Source organism: Micromonospora sp. NBC_01796 (assembly GCF_035917455.1).
Lineage (GTDB): Bacteria > Actinomycetota > Actinomycetes > Mycobacteriales > Micromonosporaceae > Micromonospora_G.
Window position 1 is genome coordinate 5,579,776 of the sequence record NZ_CP109078.1, and the last position, 16,957, is coordinate 5,596,732.

14 protein-coding genes are annotated in these 16,957 nt (G+C 70.7%); 7 read left to right on the forward strand and 7 right to left on the reverse strand.

Going from position 1 to position 16,957, the window contains the following annotated elements:
• Positions 1-35: 35 nt before the first annotated feature.
• The 5 genes from OIE47_RS25725 to OIE47_RS25745 all read left to right on the forward strand — a co-directional run bounded on the left by OIE47_RS25725 (position 36) and on the right by OIE47_RS25745 (position 7,279).
• Complete coding sequence (locus OIE47_RS25725) at positions 36-2,759, forward strand: MGH1-like glycoside hydrolase domain-containing protein (protein ID WP_326557086.1); 2,724 nt, start codon at positions 36-38, stop codon at positions 2,757-2,759.
• Positions 2,760-2,928: 169 nt separating this feature from the next.
• Positions 2,929-3,465: a (2Fe-2S)-binding protein gene (locus OIE47_RS25730; RefSeq protein WP_326557087.1), complete on the forward strand. Its 537-nt coding sequence runs from the start codon at positions 2,929-2,931 to the stop codon at positions 3,463-3,465.
• A complete protein-coding gene (locus OIE47_RS25735; protein WP_326557088.1) occupies positions 3,462-4,454 on the forward strand; it encodes an FAD binding domain-containing protein in 993 nt (330 codons plus the stop codon). The genes OIE47_RS25730 and OIE47_RS25735 overlap by 4 nt, the downstream gene beginning before the upstream one ends.
• Positions 4,451-6,658 (forward strand): xanthine dehydrogenase family protein molybdopterin-binding subunit, encoded by a 2,208-nt coding sequence (locus tag OIE47_RS25740; protein WP_326557089.1) that lies wholly within the window; start codon positions 4,451-4,453, stop codon positions 6,656-6,658. Before OIE47_RS25735 ends, OIE47_RS25740 begins: the two co-directional genes overlap by 4 nt.
• A gap of 24 nt (positions 6,659-6,682) precedes the next feature.
• The gene (locus OIE47_RS25745) at positions 6,683-7,279 is read left to right on the forward strand and encodes an HD domain-containing protein (protein ID WP_326557090.1); all 597 of its coding nucleotides are present in this window, start codon (positions 6,683-6,685) and stop codon (positions 7,277-7,279) included.
• Positions 7,280-7,325: 46 nt separating this feature from the next.
• Here the strand turns inward: OIE47_RS25745 and OIE47_RS25750 are convergent, their stop codons facing one another.
• Genes OIE47_RS25750 through pdhA form a run of 3 tightly spaced genes read right to left on the reverse strand, consistent with a single transcriptional unit; the run spans position 7,326 to position 11,025 of the window.
• Entirely contained in the window at positions 7,326-8,759 is a 1,434-nt protein-coding gene (locus tag OIE47_RS25750) for a dihydrolipoamide acetyltransferase family protein (RefSeq protein ID WP_326557091.1), read from the reverse strand.
• Positions 8,756-9,796: an alpha-ketoacid dehydrogenase subunit beta gene (locus OIE47_RS25755; RefSeq protein WP_326557092.1), complete on the reverse strand. Its 1,041-nt coding sequence runs from the start codon at positions 9,794-9,796 to the stop codon at positions 8,756-8,758. Before OIE47_RS25755 ends, OIE47_RS25750 begins: the two co-directional genes overlap by 4 nt.
• Positions 9,796-11,025, reverse strand: a complete 1,230-nt coding sequence (pdhA, locus tag OIE47_RS25760) for a pyruvate dehydrogenase (acetyl-transferring) E1 component subunit alpha (protein WP_326563246.1) — start codon at positions 11,023-11,025, stop codon at positions 9,796-9,798. The genes OIE47_RS25755 and pdhA overlap by 1 nt, the downstream gene beginning before the upstream one ends.
• Before the next feature lie 72 nt (positions 11,026-11,097).
• Between pdhA and OIE47_RS25765 the strand changes: the two genes are divergently transcribed.
• Positions 11,098-11,604, forward strand: coding sequence for an Lrp/AsnC family transcriptional regulator (locus tag OIE47_RS25765; protein WP_326557093.1), 507 nt, complete (start codon positions 11,098-11,100; stop codon positions 11,602-11,604).
• Positions 11,605-11,775: 171 nt separating this feature from the next.
• Here OIE47_RS25765 and OIE47_RS25770 read toward each other — a convergent pair whose 3' ends face one another.
• From OIE47_RS25770 to OIE47_RS25785, 4 genes are all read right to left on the reverse strand, one after another.
• On the reverse strand, positions 11,776-12,360 hold the full coding sequence (locus OIE47_RS25770) for a DUF4291 domain-containing protein (RefSeq protein WP_326557094.1): 585 nt from the start codon (positions 12,358-12,360) through the stop codon (positions 11,776-11,778).
• A gap of 113 nt (positions 12,361-12,473) precedes the next feature.
• Positions 12,474-13,445: a HoxN/HupN/NixA family nickel/cobalt transporter gene (locus tag OIE47_RS25775; protein ID WP_326557095.1), complete on the reverse strand. Its 972-nt coding sequence runs from the start codon at positions 13,443-13,445 to the stop codon at positions 12,474-12,476.
• The gene (locus OIE47_RS25780; protein WP_326557096.1) at positions 13,442-14,116 is read right to left on the reverse strand and encodes a hypothetical protein; all 675 of its coding nucleotides are present in this window, start codon (positions 14,114-14,116) and stop codon (positions 13,442-13,444) included. Before OIE47_RS25780 ends, OIE47_RS25775 begins: the two co-directional genes overlap by 4 nt.
• 58 nt (positions 14,117-14,174) lie before the next feature.
• Positions 14,175-15,866 (reverse strand): metallophosphoesterase family protein, encoded by a 1,692-nt coding sequence (locus OIE47_RS25785; RefSeq protein WP_326557097.1) that lies wholly within the window; start codon positions 15,864-15,866, stop codon positions 14,175-14,177.
• A gap of 256 nt (positions 15,867-16,122) precedes the next feature.
• Here OIE47_RS25785 and OIE47_RS25790 point away from each other — a divergent pair, with 256 nt between their 5' ends.
• Positions 16,123-16,626, forward strand: a complete 504-nt coding sequence (locus OIE47_RS25790) for a hypothetical protein (RefSeq protein ID WP_326557098.1) — start codon at positions 16,123-16,125, stop codon at positions 16,624-16,626.
• Positions 16,627-16,957: the final 331 nt, after the last annotated feature.

Genomic DNA, 16,957 nt, shown 5'->3' on the forward strand with positions numbered 1-16,957 from the left:
CCCCACGAGGGTGTCTGTAACACGCCCCAGGAACAATGGCGAGTGTGGTCAAGTTCGTGCGAGGGATCTTCCAACGGAAGATCGAGAAGGTGGAGGTGATCAGCGACGTGCCGGCCGCCGCAGCACCGGGCAACGACGCGGAGCGGGCCCGGTTGGCCCAGGCCGACTCGGGGGAGCAGGCCTGGCGACAATGGGGTCCCTATCTGTCGGAGCGGGCCTGGGGAACGGTACGCGAGGATTACAGCGAGCACGGTACGGCCTGGGACTACTTCCCGCACGATCATGCGCGCTCCCGTGCCTACCGGTGGAACGAGGACGGCATGGCCGGCGTCTGCGACGATCGGCAGACGTTCTGCTTCGCCCTCGCGCTGTGGAACGGCGCCGATCCTATCCTCAAGGAGCGGATGTTCGGGCTCGGCAGTGACGGCGGGAACCACGGCGAGGACGTCAAGGAGTACTGGTGGTACCAGGACTCCACACCGACCCACTCCTTCATGCGCTGGCGCTACCACTACCCGCAGGCGCGGTACCCGTACGACGACCTGGTCTCGGTCAACGGCCTGCGGGGCCGGGACGAAACCGAGTACGAACTGGTCGACACCGGCATCTTCGACGACGACCGCTACTGGGCGGTGACGGTCGACTACGCCAAGGCGTCGCCGACCGACATGTGCGTCCTGATCACCGTGGCGAACCGGGGTGACCAGGCGGCCCGGCTGCACGTGTTACCCACCCTGTGGTTCCGCAACACCTGGGCCTGGGGACTGCCCGGCCGTGACGCCGTACCGACGATCACCGGGGCGGACGCCCGGCTGGTCGGCCAGCACGGCATCCTCGGCCAGATCGTCCTCCAGGGCGACGGGGACCCGACGGCCCTGCTCTGCGACAACGAGACCAACGCCGAACGGCTCTGGGACCTGCCCGGACGCAGCCTCTACCCGAAGGACGGGATCAACGACCACGTGGTCTCCGGCGCGGCCACGGTCAACCCGGCCGGGGAGGGGACCAAGGGCGCGCTGCACTACGTGCTCGACGTACCCGCCGGTGGGCAGGCGGAGATCCGGGTCCGGCTCACCCTGACCGCCCCGCCACCGGGCACCGCCCCGGCCCCGGAACTCGACCTCGGGCAGGACTTCACCACCACCCTGGCCGCCCGGCGGGCCGAGGCGGACGACTTCTTCGCCCGGATCATCCCGGCAGAGGTCCCGGCCCACGAGGCGGACGTGGCCCGGCAGGCCATCGCCGGGCTGATGTGGGGCAAGCAGTTCTACCACTTCGACGTGCAGCAGTGGCTCGACGGCGACCCCGCGTCGCTGCCGCCGCCACCCGGCCGCCGGCACGGGCGCAACAGCGCCTGGTGGCACATGAACAGCTTCGACGTCATCTCCATGCCCGACCCCTGGGAATACCCCTGGTACGCGGCCTGGGACCTGGCCTTCCACTGCGTCACCATCGCCCGGGTCGACCCGGGTTTCGCCAAGGCCCAGCTCGTCCTCCTGCTCCGCGAGTGGTACCTGCACCCCAACGGGCAGATCCCGGCGTACGAGTGGGCGTTCGCCGACGTCAACCCGCCGGTGCACGCCTGGGCGGCGCTGCGGGTGTTCGAGATCGACGGCGGGCGGGACCACGACTTCCTCGCCCGGGTGATGCACAAGCTCCTGCTCAACTTCACCTGGTGGGTGAACCGCAAGGACATCAACGGCAACAACGTGTTCGAGGGCGGCTTCCTCGGGCTGGACAACGTGGGGCCGTTCGACCGGTCGGCGGCGCTGCCGGTGGCCGGGGTGCTGGAGCAGTCCGACGGCACCGGCTGGATGGCCATGTACGCGCTCAACCTGCTCGACATGGCGCTCGCCCTGGCCCAGCACGACCCCACGTACGCCGACATCGCGACCAAGTTCTTCGAGCACTTCGCGTACATCGCGGGGGCGGCGTACAAGCAGGGGCTCTGGGACGACGAGGACTCCTTCTTCTACGACCAGCTCCGGCTCCCCGACGGCAGCAAGGTGCCGTTGAAGGTCCGCTCCGTGGTCGGGCTGCTCCCGCTCGCCGCGACCACCCGGCTGACCGCGAAGACCCTGCACCGACTCCCCGAACTGGCCGCCCGGCTGCGCTGGTTCCTCACCCACAAACCCGAGTACGCCGACGTGCTCGGCGCCCGCCGGCTCGCCCCGGACGGCCGCCAGCAGCGGCTGCTGTCCATGGTCGGCCCGGACCAGGTGGTACGCCTGCTCGGCCGGATGCTCGACGAGGAGGAGTTCCTCTCCCCGTACGGGCTGCGCACGCTGTCCCGACAGCACCTGGACAAGCCGTTCACGGTGTCGCTGGGCGGGCAGGACTTCACCGTCGGTTACGAACCGGCCGAGTCGACCAGCGGGCTGTTCGGCGGCAACTCCAACTGGCGCGGCCCGATCTGGATGCCGACCAACTACCTGCTGATCCACGCTCTGCGCGACTACGCGGCGTTTTTCGGCGACGACCTGTTGATCGAGTACCCGACCCGGTCCGGGACCAAGCGCACCCTGAGCGAGATCGCCGACGACCTCTCCAACCGGCTGATCTCGCTGTTCGTACCCGACGACTGGGGGCGGCGGCCGATGTACGGGGCCTGCGACCTGTTCCAGCGCCACCCGGACTGGAAGGACCTGATCGCGTTCCCGGAGTACTTCCACGGTGACAACGGCGCCGGCCTGGGCGCCTGGCACCAGACCGGGTGGACCGCCCTGGTCGCCGACCTCATCCTCACCACCCGCCGGTAGCGAAGGACGCCGTCGGCGGCGAAGGGCACCTTCCGCACCGGAAGGTGCCCTTCCTGAGCGGTTCGGCCCGTCCTCGGCGGCCGGCACCGGTACATTCCCGGCAGGGCGTTCGTCGTCCGTGCGCCTCGTGGACACCACCCCCCGAGCAGCACGCGGAGGGGTCGTATCCATGACAGCCGGACATTCCCCGGGCGTCGAGGTGACGTTGCGGGTCAACGGGCAGGCGCGGCCGTTGCGCCTGGAGAGCCGGGTCACCCTGCTCGACGCGCTGCGCGAACACCTCGGCCTGACCGGTACGAAAAAGGGCTGCGACCAGGGCGCCTGCGGTGCCTGTACGGTCCTGCTCGACGGTGAGTCGGTGGTGTCCTGCCTGGTCCTCGCGGTCCAGTGCGACGGCCGGGAGGTGACCACCGTCGAGGGCCTCTCCTCCGACGGGCGGCTGCACCCGGTGCAGCAGGCGTTCGTCCGCCACGACGGGTTCCAGTGCGGGTACTGCACACCGGGGCAGATCATGTCGGCGATCGCGCTGCTCCGGGCGGGGCGGGCGGGTTCCGACGACGAGATCCGCGAGTTCATGAGCGGCAACCTGTGCCGGTGCGGGGCGTACCCGAACATCGTGGCGGCGATCCGGGACGTCGCCGCGCAGGGTGACCAGGTCGAGGTCGTCGGAGCCGGTCGGGCCACGGCGGGCGGTGACCGGTCATGACCCTCTTCGAGTACGTACGCCCCGACGACGTGACCGGCGCGGTCGACCTAGTCAGCGCCGATCCGGGTGCCGCCTACCTGGCCGGTGGCACCACCCAGCTCGACCTGCTGCTCAAGGACGGTGTGATCCGGTCGGACCGCCTCGTCGACATCGGCCGGCTGCCGCTGCGGGGAATCACCCGCGACGGGGACACCCTCCGGGTGGGCGCGTTGACCACGATGGATGCCCTGGCCGCCGACCCGGTGGTGGCGCAACGGGTGCCGTTCGTCCGGGAGGCGCTGCTGGCGGGTGCCTCGCCGCAGTTGCGCAACATGGCGACGATCGGCGGCAACCTCCTGCAACGTACGCGCTGCCGGTACTTCCGGGACTCGGCGGTGGCGGCCTGCAACAAACGCGTACCGGGTTCGGGGTGTGCCGCGGTGACCGGGGTGGCGCGGATGCACGCGATCCTCGGGGCGAGCGAACGCTGCATCGCGCTGCACGCCTCCGACCTCTGCGTACCGCTGGTGGCGCTCGACGTGCAGGTGCACCTCCGGGGCACCGACGGGGAGCGGACCGTGCCGCTGACCGAGTTCTACCTGCCCGCGGGGGAGAGCCCGGAGATCGAGACCGTGCTCCGGCACGGTGAATTGATCACACGGGTGGATCTGCCGCTGCCGGCGCCCGGCACCCGCTCGGGCTACCTGAAGGTACGCGACCGGGCCTCGTACGAGTTCGCGCTCACCTCGGCCGCCGCGGCGCTCGTGGTCGACAACGGCGTGATCACGTCCGCCCGGTTGGCGCTCGGTGGCGTCGGGACGATCCCCTGGCGGGCCCGCGCGGCCGAGGCGGTCCTCACCGGGGCGCCCGCGAACGTCGACACCTTCCGCGCGGCGGCGGAGGCGGAGATCCGGGACCCGTTCACCGTGCCCGGCACCGAGTTCAAGGTCGAACTGGCCAAGCGGACCATCGTCCGGACCCTGCGTGACGTGTCCGGGGTGCGGTCGTGAGCCCGGTGACCGTGGACACCAAGCTCCTCGGCGATCCGGTAGACCGGGTCGACGGCCCGCTCAAGGTCTCCGGGGCGGCCCCCTACCCGTCGGACGTCTCCTATCCGGAAATGGCGTACGCCGCACTGGCGCAGTCGACCATCGGCGCCGGCACGATCAGCGCGATCGACGCCGCCGCGGCACGGGCCGTACCGGGCGTCCTGACCGTGATCACGTACGAGAACACGCCCGCCCTCCCGGACGGGCCGATGACGATCCTCGGACCCTCGGCCCGCTTCCCGTTCAAGGACAACCGGATCGTGCACTACGGCCAGCACGTGGCGATGGTGGTCGCGGAAACGTCCGAGCAGGCGGTGGCGGCGGCCCGGCTGGTGAAGGTCGGCTACGAGCCGACGACCCCGGTCCTCGGTTTCACCAACCCGGACGCGCCGGTCGAGCAGAACGCGTGGGGGCTCGACACGGCGCGGGGCGACGTCGAAGGCGCGCTCGCCTCGGCCGAGGTGACCTACGACGAGACCTTCACCATCTCCCCCGAGACCAACAACCCGCTCGGCCTGTTCGCCACCGTGGCCCGATGGGAAGCCGGACGGCTCGTCGTGCACGAGTCGACCCAGTGGCCGATCATGGCCCGGCAGACCCTGGCGACCGTGTTCGAGCTGGCCGAGCAGGACGTCCGGGTGTTCGTACCGTTCATCGGTGGCGGGTTCGGCGCCGGACTCCGCTTCCCGCCGCACGCGATCCTGACCGTGCTCGCCGCCCGGATGCTCGACCGCCCGGTCAAGCTGGTGCTGACCCGGCCGCAGATGTTCACCTCCATCGGCCACCGGCCCGAGACGAGGCAGCGGCTGCGGCTCGGCGTCGCCCGCGACGGCCGGTTGCTGGCCATCGACCACGAGGCCACCTCGACCATCGGGATCGAGGAGACCAACCTCGAACCCGTCACCATGCCCACCCCCAACTCGTACGACTGCGACAACGTCGCCACCCACGAACGCCAGGTACGGCTCAACATCCCCAACCCCGGCGCGATGCGCGGCCCCGGCACCACCCAGGGCAACTTCGCCATGGAGTCGGCCCTGGACGAGGTGGCGTACCGGCTGCGGTGCGACCCGATAGCGCTCCGGCTGCGCAACTACGCCGAGGTCCAGCCGGGCACCGGGCTGCCCTGGTCGAGCAAGGCGCTGCGGGAGTGTTACCGGGTCGGCGCCGAGCGGTTCGGCTGGGCGGACCGTAATCCCGAGGTCCGGTCGATGCGCGACGGCGACTGGTTGATCGGGTACGGGATGGCCGGGGTCACCTTCGACTGGTACCAGGCCCCGTGCCGGGCCAGGATCTCGATCCGCCGGGACGGCACCGCGTACGCCCGCAGCGCCGCGACCGATCTCGGCACCGGCACGTACACGATCGCGACCCAACTGACCGCGCAGTTGCTCGGCCTCGACCTCGACCGGGTCCGCTTCGACCTCGGTGACAGCGACCTGCCGCTCGCCCCGCAGTCCGGCGGCTCGGGGCTGGCGATGTCCCTGAGCGGGGCGCTGCACCAGGCCGCCGGCAACCTGGTGGGTGCCTTCCTGGACGCGGTCGCCGACGACGCCGGGTCACCGCTGCGGGGCAGGGGACCCGACGACGTCACCGCCACCGGCGGGCGCCTGCACCTGGTGGACGATCCGTCGGTCGGGGAGACCTACACCGACATCCTGGACCGGCACGGGCTCGACGAGCTGACCGCCGACGGGGCGGTGGAACCGAAGGCGGAGGGGGCGGGGATGATGCCGGCCGGCGGGTTCGCCGCCCGGTTCGTCGAGGTACGGGTGGACGAGGACCTCGGCGTGCTGCGGGTCGCCCGGGTGGTGACCGCCATCGACGCCGGCCGGGTCCTGAACGAGAAGACGGCCCGGAGCCAGGTCCTCGGGGCGACCGTGATGGGGATCGGGATGTCCCTGCTGGAACAGACCGAGTTCGACCCCGGTACGGGCAGGGTGGCCAACGCGACCCTCGGCGACTACCTGATCCCGGTGAACGCCGACGTACCCGATCTCGACGTCGTGTTCGTCGGCGAGCCGGACCGGTTCAGCCCGGTCGGGATCAAGGGCATCGGTGAGATCGGCATCGTCGGGGTCGCCGCCGCCATCGCCAACGCGGTCCACCACGCCACCGGCCGGCGGATCCGGTCGCTACCGATCACCATCGAGAAGTTGTTGTAGGTCGCCGTCGGTACCCTGGCCCCGGTGACGAACACGGTGCTCGACAACGCGCTCACCGACACCGGCATGTCGCTGCGTCCGCTGCCGGACGAGGTGGTCGACCTCCTCCGGCGCCTGGACGCCCCACCGCGGCTGGCCGCGCACCTGCGTGCCGTACACGACGTCGCGGACCAGCTCACCGACCTGGTCACGGGCCGTTTTCCGGAGCTTGCGGTCGACCGTCCGGCGGTGCTGTACGGGGCGGCGACCCATGACATCGGCAAGGTCATCCACATCGACGAACTCTCCGGCCCCGGTACGGCACACGAACCCGCCGGTGAGGCACTGCTGCTGGCCGAGGGTGTGCCCGCCCGGCTGGCCCGCTTCGCCGGCAGCCACGGCAGTTGGACCCGGACCGGAATCACCGTCGAGGACCTGCTCGTCAGCCTCGCGGACAAGATCTGGAAGGCGAAGCGGGTCACCGACCTGGAAACCCTCGTCCTCGACCGGATCGCCGACACCGTCGGGGTGCAGCGGTGGCAGGCGTTCCTGGACCTGGACGACATCCTCGACCGGTTGGCGGCCGACGCCGACGGGCGCCTCGCCTACCAGGGCAGCTATCCGATCCGTACGCCCCGCTGATCGTCGCGCCGGCCCCGGAGCGGGGCCGGCGCGTCCGATTCTCCGGTCAGGAGTGGGCGATCAGCATCGCCGGCTGCTCGACACAGTCGGCCACGTGCCGCAGGAAGCCGCCCGCGACGCCACCGTCACAGACCCGGTGGTCGAAGGTGAGGCTGAGCTGGGTCACCTTGCGCACCGCGAGTTGGCCGTCGACCACCCACGGCTTGTCGACGATGCGCCCGATGCCGAGCAGCGCCGCCTCCGGGTGGTTGATGATCGGGGTGGACCCGTCGACACCGAACACGCCGTAGTTGTTCAGGGTGAAGGTGCCCCCGGTCAGCCGGGCCGGCGGCAGCGTACCGGCGCGGGCCGCCGCCGTCGTCTCCGCGAGCGCGGTCGCGAGTTCGGTGGTGGTGAGCGCGGACGCGTCCCGGAGCACCGGTACGAGCAGGCCCCGGTCGGTCTGCGCGGCGATGCCCAGGTGCACGGCGGCGGACTGGATGATCCGCTGGCCCTCGGTGTCGACCCGCGAGTTGAGCTGCGGGTACCGGCGCAGCCCGCTGAGGCAGATCCGGGCCAGCAGCGCGAGGATGCTCACCGGTTGCTCGGGACGAGCGGCGTTGATCGCCGTCCGGGTCTCCAGCAGCGCGGTGGCGTCCACGTCGACCCAGATGGTGACCTCGGGGATCTCCCGCCGGCTGCGGGAGAGCTTGTCCGCGATGACCTTCCGGACCCCGGTCAGCGGGATGATCACGTCCGCGCCGGCCGGGCCGTCGACGGGTCGGGGCGTACCCGGAAGTGCCGTCGCCTCGGGCTGCGGTGCGGGTTGCGCCGCGGCGGCGATCGCGGCCTCGACGTCGGCCCGCCGGATCACGCCACCGGGTCCGGTGCCGCGCACCTCGGCCAACTCCAGCCCGTGTTCCCGGGCCAGCCGCCGCACGATCGGGGACAGGACCAGCGGCGCCCCGCCCGCCATCCGCACCGCCTCGGTGACCGGCGTGACCGTGGTTGCCGGGGCGGGCGTGGCAGTCGCGACGGGGGCCACCGGCTGCCGGCCGGCGTCGGCGCGGCTCTGCTGTTCGGATGCCGCAACGGGCTGCTCCGGTGCCGGGCGGGGACGGCGGCGGCGACGGCCGGAGCCGCCGTGCCCGGTGCCGTACCCGATGAGGACGTTGCCGGAGCCGGCCCGCTCCTCCTCCCGGTAGGTGGTGTGCGCGGCAGGTTCGGCCGGGGCGTCCGGGCCGGCGTCCAGTGCCGCCACGGAGATCAGGGGCTGGCCCACCGGGCGCACCTCACCGACCGCGCCGTGCAGGGCGACCACCCGACCCGCGTACGGGCAGGGCACGTCGACCACCGCCTTGGCGGTCTCCACCTCCACCACGCTCTGGTCCACGGTCACCACGTCACCGACCGCGACCCGCCACCCGACGATCTCCGCCTCGGTCAGCCCCTCGCCCAGATCGGGCAGCAGGAAGACCTGCGGGGCGGCCACGGCACTCACGCGGTGCTGCCCGCGAGTGCGGTGCTGCCGGCGAGTGCCGGCAGCCAGCGCCGGTCGGGCTGGTCGTCCCACTGGAGCCGGGCGACCGCGTCGAGCACCCGGTCGACGCTCGGCAGGTGGGTGTGCTCCAGCATCGGCGCCGGGTACGGGATGTCCAGCCCGCTGACCCGCAGCACCGGTGCGTGCAGCGAATGGAAGCACCGTTCCTGGACCCGGGCGGCGATCTCGGCGCCCACCCCCGCGAAGCTCTGTGCCTCCTGGATCACCACACACCGCCCGGTACGGCGTACCGAGGCGCTGATCGTCTCGTCGTCGAACGGCACGATGGTGCGGCAGTCGATCACCTCGAGGTCCCAGCCCTCCTCGCGGGCGGCCTCGGCGGCCTCCAGCGCGACCGGGACCGACGGCCCGTACGCGATGAGGGTGGCGTCCCGTCCGGGGCGGCGGACCACGGCCCGGCCGAACGGCTCGGCGGTCACCGGCAGGCTGACCTCGTCACTTGCGAAGTAGAGCTTCTTCGGCTCCATGAAGACCACCGGGTCCGGATCGGCGATCGCCTCCCGCAGCAGCGAGTACGCGTCCTCGACGGTGGCCGGGGTGACGACCTTCAGTCCCGGGGTGTGCGCGTAGTACGCCTCGCTGGAGTCGCAGTGGTGCTCGACCCCGCCGATCCCCCCGGCGTACGGCACCCGGATCACGATCGGCACGCTCAGCGCGCCCCGGGTCCGGTTGCGCAGCTTCGCCACGTGCGAGGCGATCTGTTCGAACGCCGGGTAGGCGAACGCGTCGAACTGCATCTCGACCACGGGCCGAAGCCCGGACATCGCCATCCCGACCGCGAACCCGACGATCCCGGCCTCGGCCAGCGGGGTGTCGAAGCAGCGTTGGTCACCGAAGCGGGCCAGCAGCCCGTCGGTGATCCGGAAGACGCCGCCGAGTTGGCCGACGTCCTCACCGAAGACCACCACCCGGTCGTCGGCGGCCATCGCGTCGGCCAGCGCGGCGTTCAGCGCCTTCGCCATCGTGGTGCCGGCCATCAGCGTGCTCCCCGTTCGTCGTGTGCGTCCCGCTCGTCGGCGGCCTGCTCGGCGTCGGCGGCCAGCTCGGCGCGGATCTGTTCGCGCTGCTCCCGCAGTTGCGGGGTGGGCTCGGCGAAGACGTGGTCGAAGAGGGTGAGCGGGTCGACGGTCGGCTGCACGTTCATCCGGGCCCGCAGGTCGGCCGCGTACGCCTCCGCCTCGGCCGCGATACCCGCCTCGGCCCCGTCGTCCAGCACACCGAGATGCCGCAGGTAGGCGGACAGCCGGGCGATCGGGTCCCGGTCGCGCCAGGCGTCGACCTCGGCGCCGTCGCGGTAGCGGGTGGCGTCGTCCGCGTTGGTGTGCGGCTCCATCCGGTACGTGTGCGCCTCGACCAGGAACGGCCCGTTGCCGGCCCGCGCGTGGGCGACGGCCCGGTTCAGGACCGCCAGTACGGCGACCGGGTCGTTCCCGTCGACCTGCTCGCTGGGCACCCCGTACCCGACACCCTTATACGCCAGCGACGGCGCGGCGGTCTGCCGGGACAGCGGCACACTGATCGCGTACCGGTTGTTCTGCACGAAGAAGACCACCGGCGCCTTGAACACGGCGGCGAAGTTGACCCCCTCGTGGAAGTCGCCCTCGCTGGTCGCCCCGTCACCGATGAACGCCAGCGCCACCGTGTCCCGCCCCTGGTACGCCTCGCCGTAGGCGACCCCGGCCGCGTGCACGGTCTGGGTGGCCAGCGGGGTGCACTGCGGGGCGGTACGCCGGGCGGCCGGGTCGTACCCGCAGTGCCAGTCGCCGCGCAGCAGGGTCAGCACCTCGACCGGGTCGATGTCCCGGGACACCAGGGCCATCGACTCCCGGTAGGTGGGGAACACCCAGTCGGTCGGGCGGACCGCGAGCATTGCCCCGACCTGGCAGGCCTCCTGACCGCGCGAGGACGGGTAGACCGCCAGCCGACCCTGCTTGGTAAGGGTGGTGGCCTGGAGGTCGAACCGCCGGCCGATGACCATGCGCCGGTACAGCTCGCGCAGCGCGTCGACGGGTGGCTCGGGGTAGTCGGAGCGCTCGGGCAGCCGGTTGCCCTGTTCGTCGATCATCCGGACCGGTTCGGGACTGGGCAGCAGGGCGCGGGCCGGGTCGGGCGGGGTGACCGCCCGACGGGTACGCGGGGATGCCCTGCGGACCGCCTGGGGTGTGGTTGTCACGGCGGGGACCTCCTGGACGTGTGGTGCGCCTATGCTCACGCCCACGGATGATTGACTCAAGATCCTCAGGAAACGCGGGACGAATGGCAACGGAGGCGTACGGAGATGGACCAGGAGGACCGGGAGCAGGGCCCGTTCGCCGCCGACGCGGGACGATCGGCCCGACCCCTCGACGAGGTCGACCGGCGGATCCTCGACGAACTCGTCCGTGACGGCCGGACCTCGATCCGTACCCTCGCCGAGCGCATCCACATCTCCCGGACCAACGCGTACGCGCGGGTGGAGCGGCTGGTGCAGGACGGGGTGATCACCGGGTTCCGGGCTCAGGTGGTGCCGGAGCGGGCCGGGCTCGGCACGTCGGCGTACATCGCGCTGAAGATCGAGCAGAACAGTTGGCGGGAGGTGTCGGTGGAACTGGGCCGGGTGCGTTACATCGAACACGCGGCCCTGCTCGGCGGGGACCACGACGTACTGGCACTGGTCCGGGCGCCGGACAACGCCGCCCTGCGGGACGTGGTGCTCAACCGGGTGCAGGGCATCGCCGGGGTGCTCTCCACCCGTACCTGGCTGGTCTTCGAGGAATTCGACGGCACCACAACCCCCTGGACCTAACCCCCACCCCCAACCCCCCGCCCCCCGTCCCCACCCCCGATTCCCTCGACGATCTTGCAGTTGTGGCGCCCCGGATCAGGGCGCTTGTCCGGATTTGCGTGCCACCACAAGTGCAAGATCGTCGCGCTAGGGGCTGGGTAGCGGCGTGCCGGGATTGACGGGTCCGGTTTGCTAGGGGTGTGCCGCGGTTTCGTCCAGCGGGTACGGGCGCTCGTCCGGCAGCAGTTCCGTCGCGCGGCGTTCGTCACCGGCGCGCAGGAGCGACCTGATCTCGCGTACGACCGGGGTCTTGTCGGTGATCGTGACGGTCCAGTCGTCGACGTAGTGGTGGACGGCCTCGCCGGACAGCCCGACCTGTAGGGAGCGGTACGGCAGGGGTTGCAGCCGTAACGACCGCTCGGGATCCCACTGGACGCGTACCGGGCTGGTCTTCAACTGTCGGGACCATTCGGCCCGGTCGGTGTGCTCGGTCCGGTCGAAGTGACTCAGGCACGCGTGCGCCAGCGCCCACTCGAACCCGGCACGGGTGATCTCGATCGCGAGCACCCGCTCCTGACCAGGCTTTTCGGCCCATCCGCAGCGGTACATCATCCACAGGAACGACGGCTTGATCCAGGTCATCCGCTCCCGTTTGAACGGACCCACGAACCGCCCGGCTGCCAACGCCGCCTCGGCGATCTCCGCCCGGTACGCCTGATAAACGGTGATGGTCTCGGCCGTGTACAAAGCCCGGACCTGCCGAGCGGGAACATCCACAACAACATGCTCCCCGACCCCCAGCCCTTCTCGCACCACGGTTTTCGTGATCCCCGAGAGTTCGGCCGGGTATGGCGAGCCGAACTCTCCCTGATCACGAAAAGGCGGAGGAGTCAGGTGAGGACGGTGATGGCGGCCAGGAGGTAGAGGCAGCCGCCGATGGCGACGACGACTCCGGCGGCGGCGGGGACCCAGCCGATCACCTTCGCGAGCGGCGACCAGGAACGGGCTCGGCCTGCGAGCAGGGCGTACCCGCGGATGGTCAGCACGCCGACCCCGGTCAGGGTGACCGCCATGCCGATCCCGAACACGATCACCAGGATCACCGCGTCCAGCGCGCGTCCGGTGAGCAGACCGCTGACCAGCACCAGGAACGCCGACGGTGAGGGAAGCAGTCCACCGGAGAGTCCGAGAGCGAGCAGCCCGCGACGCGACCACGGGTCGGTCATCTCGGGCGCGTCGTGATGGTGATGATGATGCCCCGGCTCGGTAGCGGTGACCGGGTCGGCGGTGAGCGTCGCGGTGGCGGTCGCCGCGTGCGCCCCGTCGACCGCGTGGTCATGCGAGTGCCCGGTTACCGGCTCCGGCTCGTGCGCGTGTGAGAGCCCGGCCGTCGGCTCCGGCCGGTGCGAGTGCGAGGGCCCGGTCGCAGGCACCGGCTCGTGCGAGTGACCGGGGGAGTGCGAGTGCCCGTGGCCGTGGTCGTGGGAGTGGCCGTGGCCGCGCAGGTGGCGGTAGGTGAGGTGGACACCGACGCCGATCACCACGAGCCCGGCGAGGACCTGGAGCCAGGCGGTGACCGACTTGGTGCCGAGACCGGCGGCGCCGGTCAGACCCACCCAGACCAGGGAGAGAATGAGTACGGAGAACGTGTGCATCAGCGCGACGATGGCGCCGAGCCGTACCGCGTCCCGATACCGTCCCCGGGTGCCGACCAGGTACGCGGCCGTCACGCTCTTGCCGTGTCCGGGTGCCACCGCGTGCGCGGCGCCGACGCCGAGCGCCACCAGCAGGGCCAGCCAGAACACCGCCCCACTGTCGAAGAGCGCGATCAGGTGGTTGTCCAGCCCGTTGATCCCGGTCATGCCGTCCTCCTCGTCCGACGCCGCCGGTTCACCAGCATCCCGGCGAGGATGGCGACCGCGGCGATGCCCGTACCGGCGGCGACCGTGCCCACGGCGGCCGGGCGACCGGAGCCGCCCTCACCCGCGGTCAGGCGGACCTGGTGGCTGCCCTCGGTGGCGGTGAAGAGCGCCTCCGTCGGGGTCATCGGCACGTCCGAGGTGAGCGCAGTCCGGTACGCGGTGTTCAGGTCGGTGAGCGCGCTGACCGTCACGTCGAGGTCGGTCACCGGCTGCGGGCAGTCGAAGGTGAGCCGGGCACCCTTCTTGACCAGCTGTTCCAGGGTGTCGAGGCGGCTCGCGCAGGGCGTCCCGGTCTGGCTGACCGTGATCCGCTTCAACAGGTAGTCGCGTACGGCGGGGGAGCGTTGCAGCTTCTGTTCGCCGGTGAGCCCGGTGTCGACCCTGCCCGTCGCGGGATCCTCGAACGCGCCGAGGGACTGGCCGAGGGCCACCCAGTCGTCCTCGGCGGCGAGCCAGTTGATGGTCACCCGCGTACCGTCGGCGCTGATCCTGGCCGTGGCCGGTGGGCCGAACGGGTGGGCGGAGGCCGGGCTGGCCGGCCCGGTGACCGCGACCAGCGCGGCCAGGGCGCCCAGCAGCGTGCCGGCCAGCGCGCGCGTACGGATGCTCACAGAGGCTCCTGTCCGGGGCGGACCGGGTGCGGGCCGGCGGGCCCGCACCCGGAACCGGCTACTTGCTGATGGTGATCACCGGGGTGGTGATCTTCTGGTTCTCGCTGACCAGGTAGACAACCTGGGTGCTGCCCTTCTTGGTGCCCTCCGGCACGGCGAAGGTGTAGTTGAACTGGCCCAGCTCGTCGGCCTTCTTCGAGGCGATCAGGACGCCGGGCTTGCCCTCGCCGAGGGTGGTGCTGCGCAGGTACACGCTCACCGTCTCGTTCGGGTCGTAGTTGTACGCCTTGACCTGGACCTTCTCGCCGACGGCGACGGTCTTCTGGGCGGTCAGGGCCCGCTCGCCGGTGGTGTTCTCCGGGGTGCGGAACTCGTTGACGGTACGGGCACCCGCGTCGTTCTTGCGGATGAGGAAACCGTCCTCGTACTGGCCGTTGGCGGTACGCGCCTCGAACCGGATCGAGTCCTTCTCGACGTCGATCATCTGGTAGAGCTGGACGTTCTCGTCCCGGTCAGAGAGCTCCGCGCCGTTACCGGTCCAGTTCTCGCCACCGTTGAGCTCGTACATCTTTCCGCCGGAGACGGAGACCACGTAGACGACACCGTTGTGCACGGTGCTCGACTTGCGGTTCGTCGCGACGTTGCCCCGGGCGTACGAGTGGTCGTGGCCCTGGAGGACCAGGTCCACGCCGTACTTCTCCAGCAGCGGGCCCCACTGGTCGCGGACCTGCGGGTTGTTGCGGGAGCCGGTGTTCGAGTAGACCGGGTGGTGGAAGGTGACCACGGTCCACTTGTTCGGGTTGTCCTTGAGGACGCTCTCCAGCCACGCGGTCTGCGCGGCCATGACCTCGGGGATGCTCTGCACGTTGCTGTTCAGCCCGATGAACCGCACACCCTGGTAGTCGGTGTAGTACGCGGTCTTGTCCAGGGCCGACTCCATCCCGGCCGGCCACTGCGGGCCGTTGGCCGGGAACGGGAACTGCGGTGCCCAGAACGAGGACAGCGACGAGCCGCTGTACTCGTGGTTACCGGGGATCGCGATGTTGTTGACCTGGCTGTTGATGAAGCCGTCGGCGTCGTGCCACTGGCCCCACTGTTCCTCGCTGTTCGCGCTGTCGATGAGGTCACCGGCGTTGACGACCATCTTGGCCTCGGGCCGGTCGGCGAACGCCTGCCGGAACACCCGCGGCAGCGCCGAGTCGAGGTAGTTCTGCGCGTCACCGTAGTAGATGAAGGAGAACGGCGAGAAGCCCTCGCCCGCGGTGGTGAAGTCGGACCACTCGCCCCAGTTGGTGCCGTCGCCGACCCGGTAGGTGTAACGGGTGTTCGGCTTGAGCTCGGTGAACTCGACCGTGTGGTAGGTCGAGGCGTAGCCGAGCGAGGTGTTCACCGCCGAGTTGGCGCTCGCCTTGACGGTGGTCACCGCGCCGGCCGCCGGCGCGACCTCGCCGAGTGCCTTGGGCGCCTCGAGAATCTGGGCCTGGGCCCACTCGGCGGACGCCTCGGCCCGCCAGGTCACCTTCTGGGAGGTGGCCGGCGTGGCGGTCGGCGTCAGGATGACGCGGTCGGGCATCGGGGAGGGCTTGTAGATCTCGGCCGCCGGAAACTTGGTCGGCGCGGCGTCACCGAACGCCGACGGGCCGAACGCGAAGCCGCCGACGATGAGCGCGGCGGCGCCCACGGCGGCGAGTTTCGCCCGCCGCGAGCCCGTGTTCCACGGTCGCTTGTTGTCGTCCAAGGTAGGGGTCACCCCTCAAGAGAAGTGGATCGTCCACCAGCGGGAGCGCGGCGGACCTCCGCATTGAGTCGGAGCAGGCCGACCTCCACTCGACGGTTGGCTTGCCACCAGGTGAACTGATGATCACTACGGCGAAGCACACGCCGGGCGTCATCCGGCGGTCGTCGGGCGGACGGCTCACGTCTCCCGTTGGTTCATCAACGCCCGCCTACCATGCGGCGGGGCCCGTCCGGTTGCCCGTACCACCCGTCCAGAACAGGCCGCGTCGATGACTCTCGCCCTGCCGAACGCACTGCTTCAGCGCCGTCGCCGCTGGGCCGCGGTGGCCGCCGTCGCGCTGATCGCGGTTTTTCCGAAGGCCGAGCCGGCGCAGCCGATCGCGGTCAAGGGTGACGACTTCATCTCCGCGGCGACCACCGGCATTCTCAATATCGAGGGGGGCGAGTGCTTCTCCGATCCCGCCTATTCGAAGCGGTCGAACGACGTGGTGGTGATCTACAAGGAGTGTGAGGAGCGGGCCGACAACGAGTCGTACGGGTTCGTGCACGTCGCCGACGGTGAGTGGAACCGCCCGGCGGTCGCCGCGTACGGGTGGGCGGAGTGCGGCAAGGACTTCCAGCGCCGGTGGGGCACCCCGGAGGAGTCCGGGCTGAACTTCTTCCCGATCCTGCCGACCGCCGAGACCTGGGCCGACGGCGACCGGGACATCATGTGTGTGGTCTACAACCCGGACGGCAAGATCACCCGGAACATGGTGCCGCTGGTGCACTGAACCGTCGGGTCCGTCCGCCGCATTCGGGGACGCCGACCAGACGGACAAATCCGGTGTGGTGACCCGGACCGACCGTCCTGTGTGGTGTCCCGCGCTCGACAGTCCAATCCCATCTGATGATGGCGAGCGCGATCGCGCGATCCGGTGCAATAGCGGTATGGCAGCCTCGAAGCTCATTCTCACGCGTACGCCGTCGGTCCTTTCGGTTGATTCGGAAGGTCCGTACGGCGTTTTTTGCTGATTCCGTCCGCTGAATTGTCAGCTTGCTGACATCCGCATTTCGTCGGTGGGCCCCCGCATTCCTCCGCCCTTCCCCTCCGGGTGAACCGTG

What these genes read in the sequence shown, in the direction of transcription:
- OIE47_RS25725 (WP_326557086.1), top strand. Translation starts at nt 36, where the DNA reads ATGGCGAGTGTGGTCAAGTTCGTGCGAGGGATCTTCCAACGGAAGATC.
- OIE47_RS25730 (WP_326557087.1), top strand. Translation starts at nt 2,929, where the DNA reads ATGACAGCCGGACATTCCCCGGGCGTCGAGGTGACGTTGCGGGTCAAC.
- OIE47_RS25735 (WP_326557088.1), top strand. Translation starts at nt 3,462, where the DNA reads ATGACCCTCTTCGAGTACGTACGCCCCGACGACGTGACCGGCGCGGTC.
- OIE47_RS25755 (WP_326557092.1), bottom strand. Translation starts at nt 9,796, where the DNA reads ATGGCCGGCACCACGATGGCGAAGGCGCTGAACGCCGCGCTGGCCGAC.
- OIE47_RS25765 (WP_326557093.1), top strand. Translation starts at nt 11,098, where the DNA reads ATGGACCAGGAGGACCGGGAGCAGGGCCCGTTCGCCGCCGACGCGGGA.
- OIE47_RS25775 (WP_326557095.1), bottom strand. Translation starts at nt 13,445, where the DNA reads ATGACCGGGATCAACGGGCTGGACAACCACCTGATCGCGCTCTTCGAC.
- OIE47_RS25790 (WP_326557098.1), top strand. Translation starts at nt 16,123, where the DNA reads ATGACTCTCGCCCTGCCGAACGCACTGCTTCAGCGCCGTCGCCGCTGG.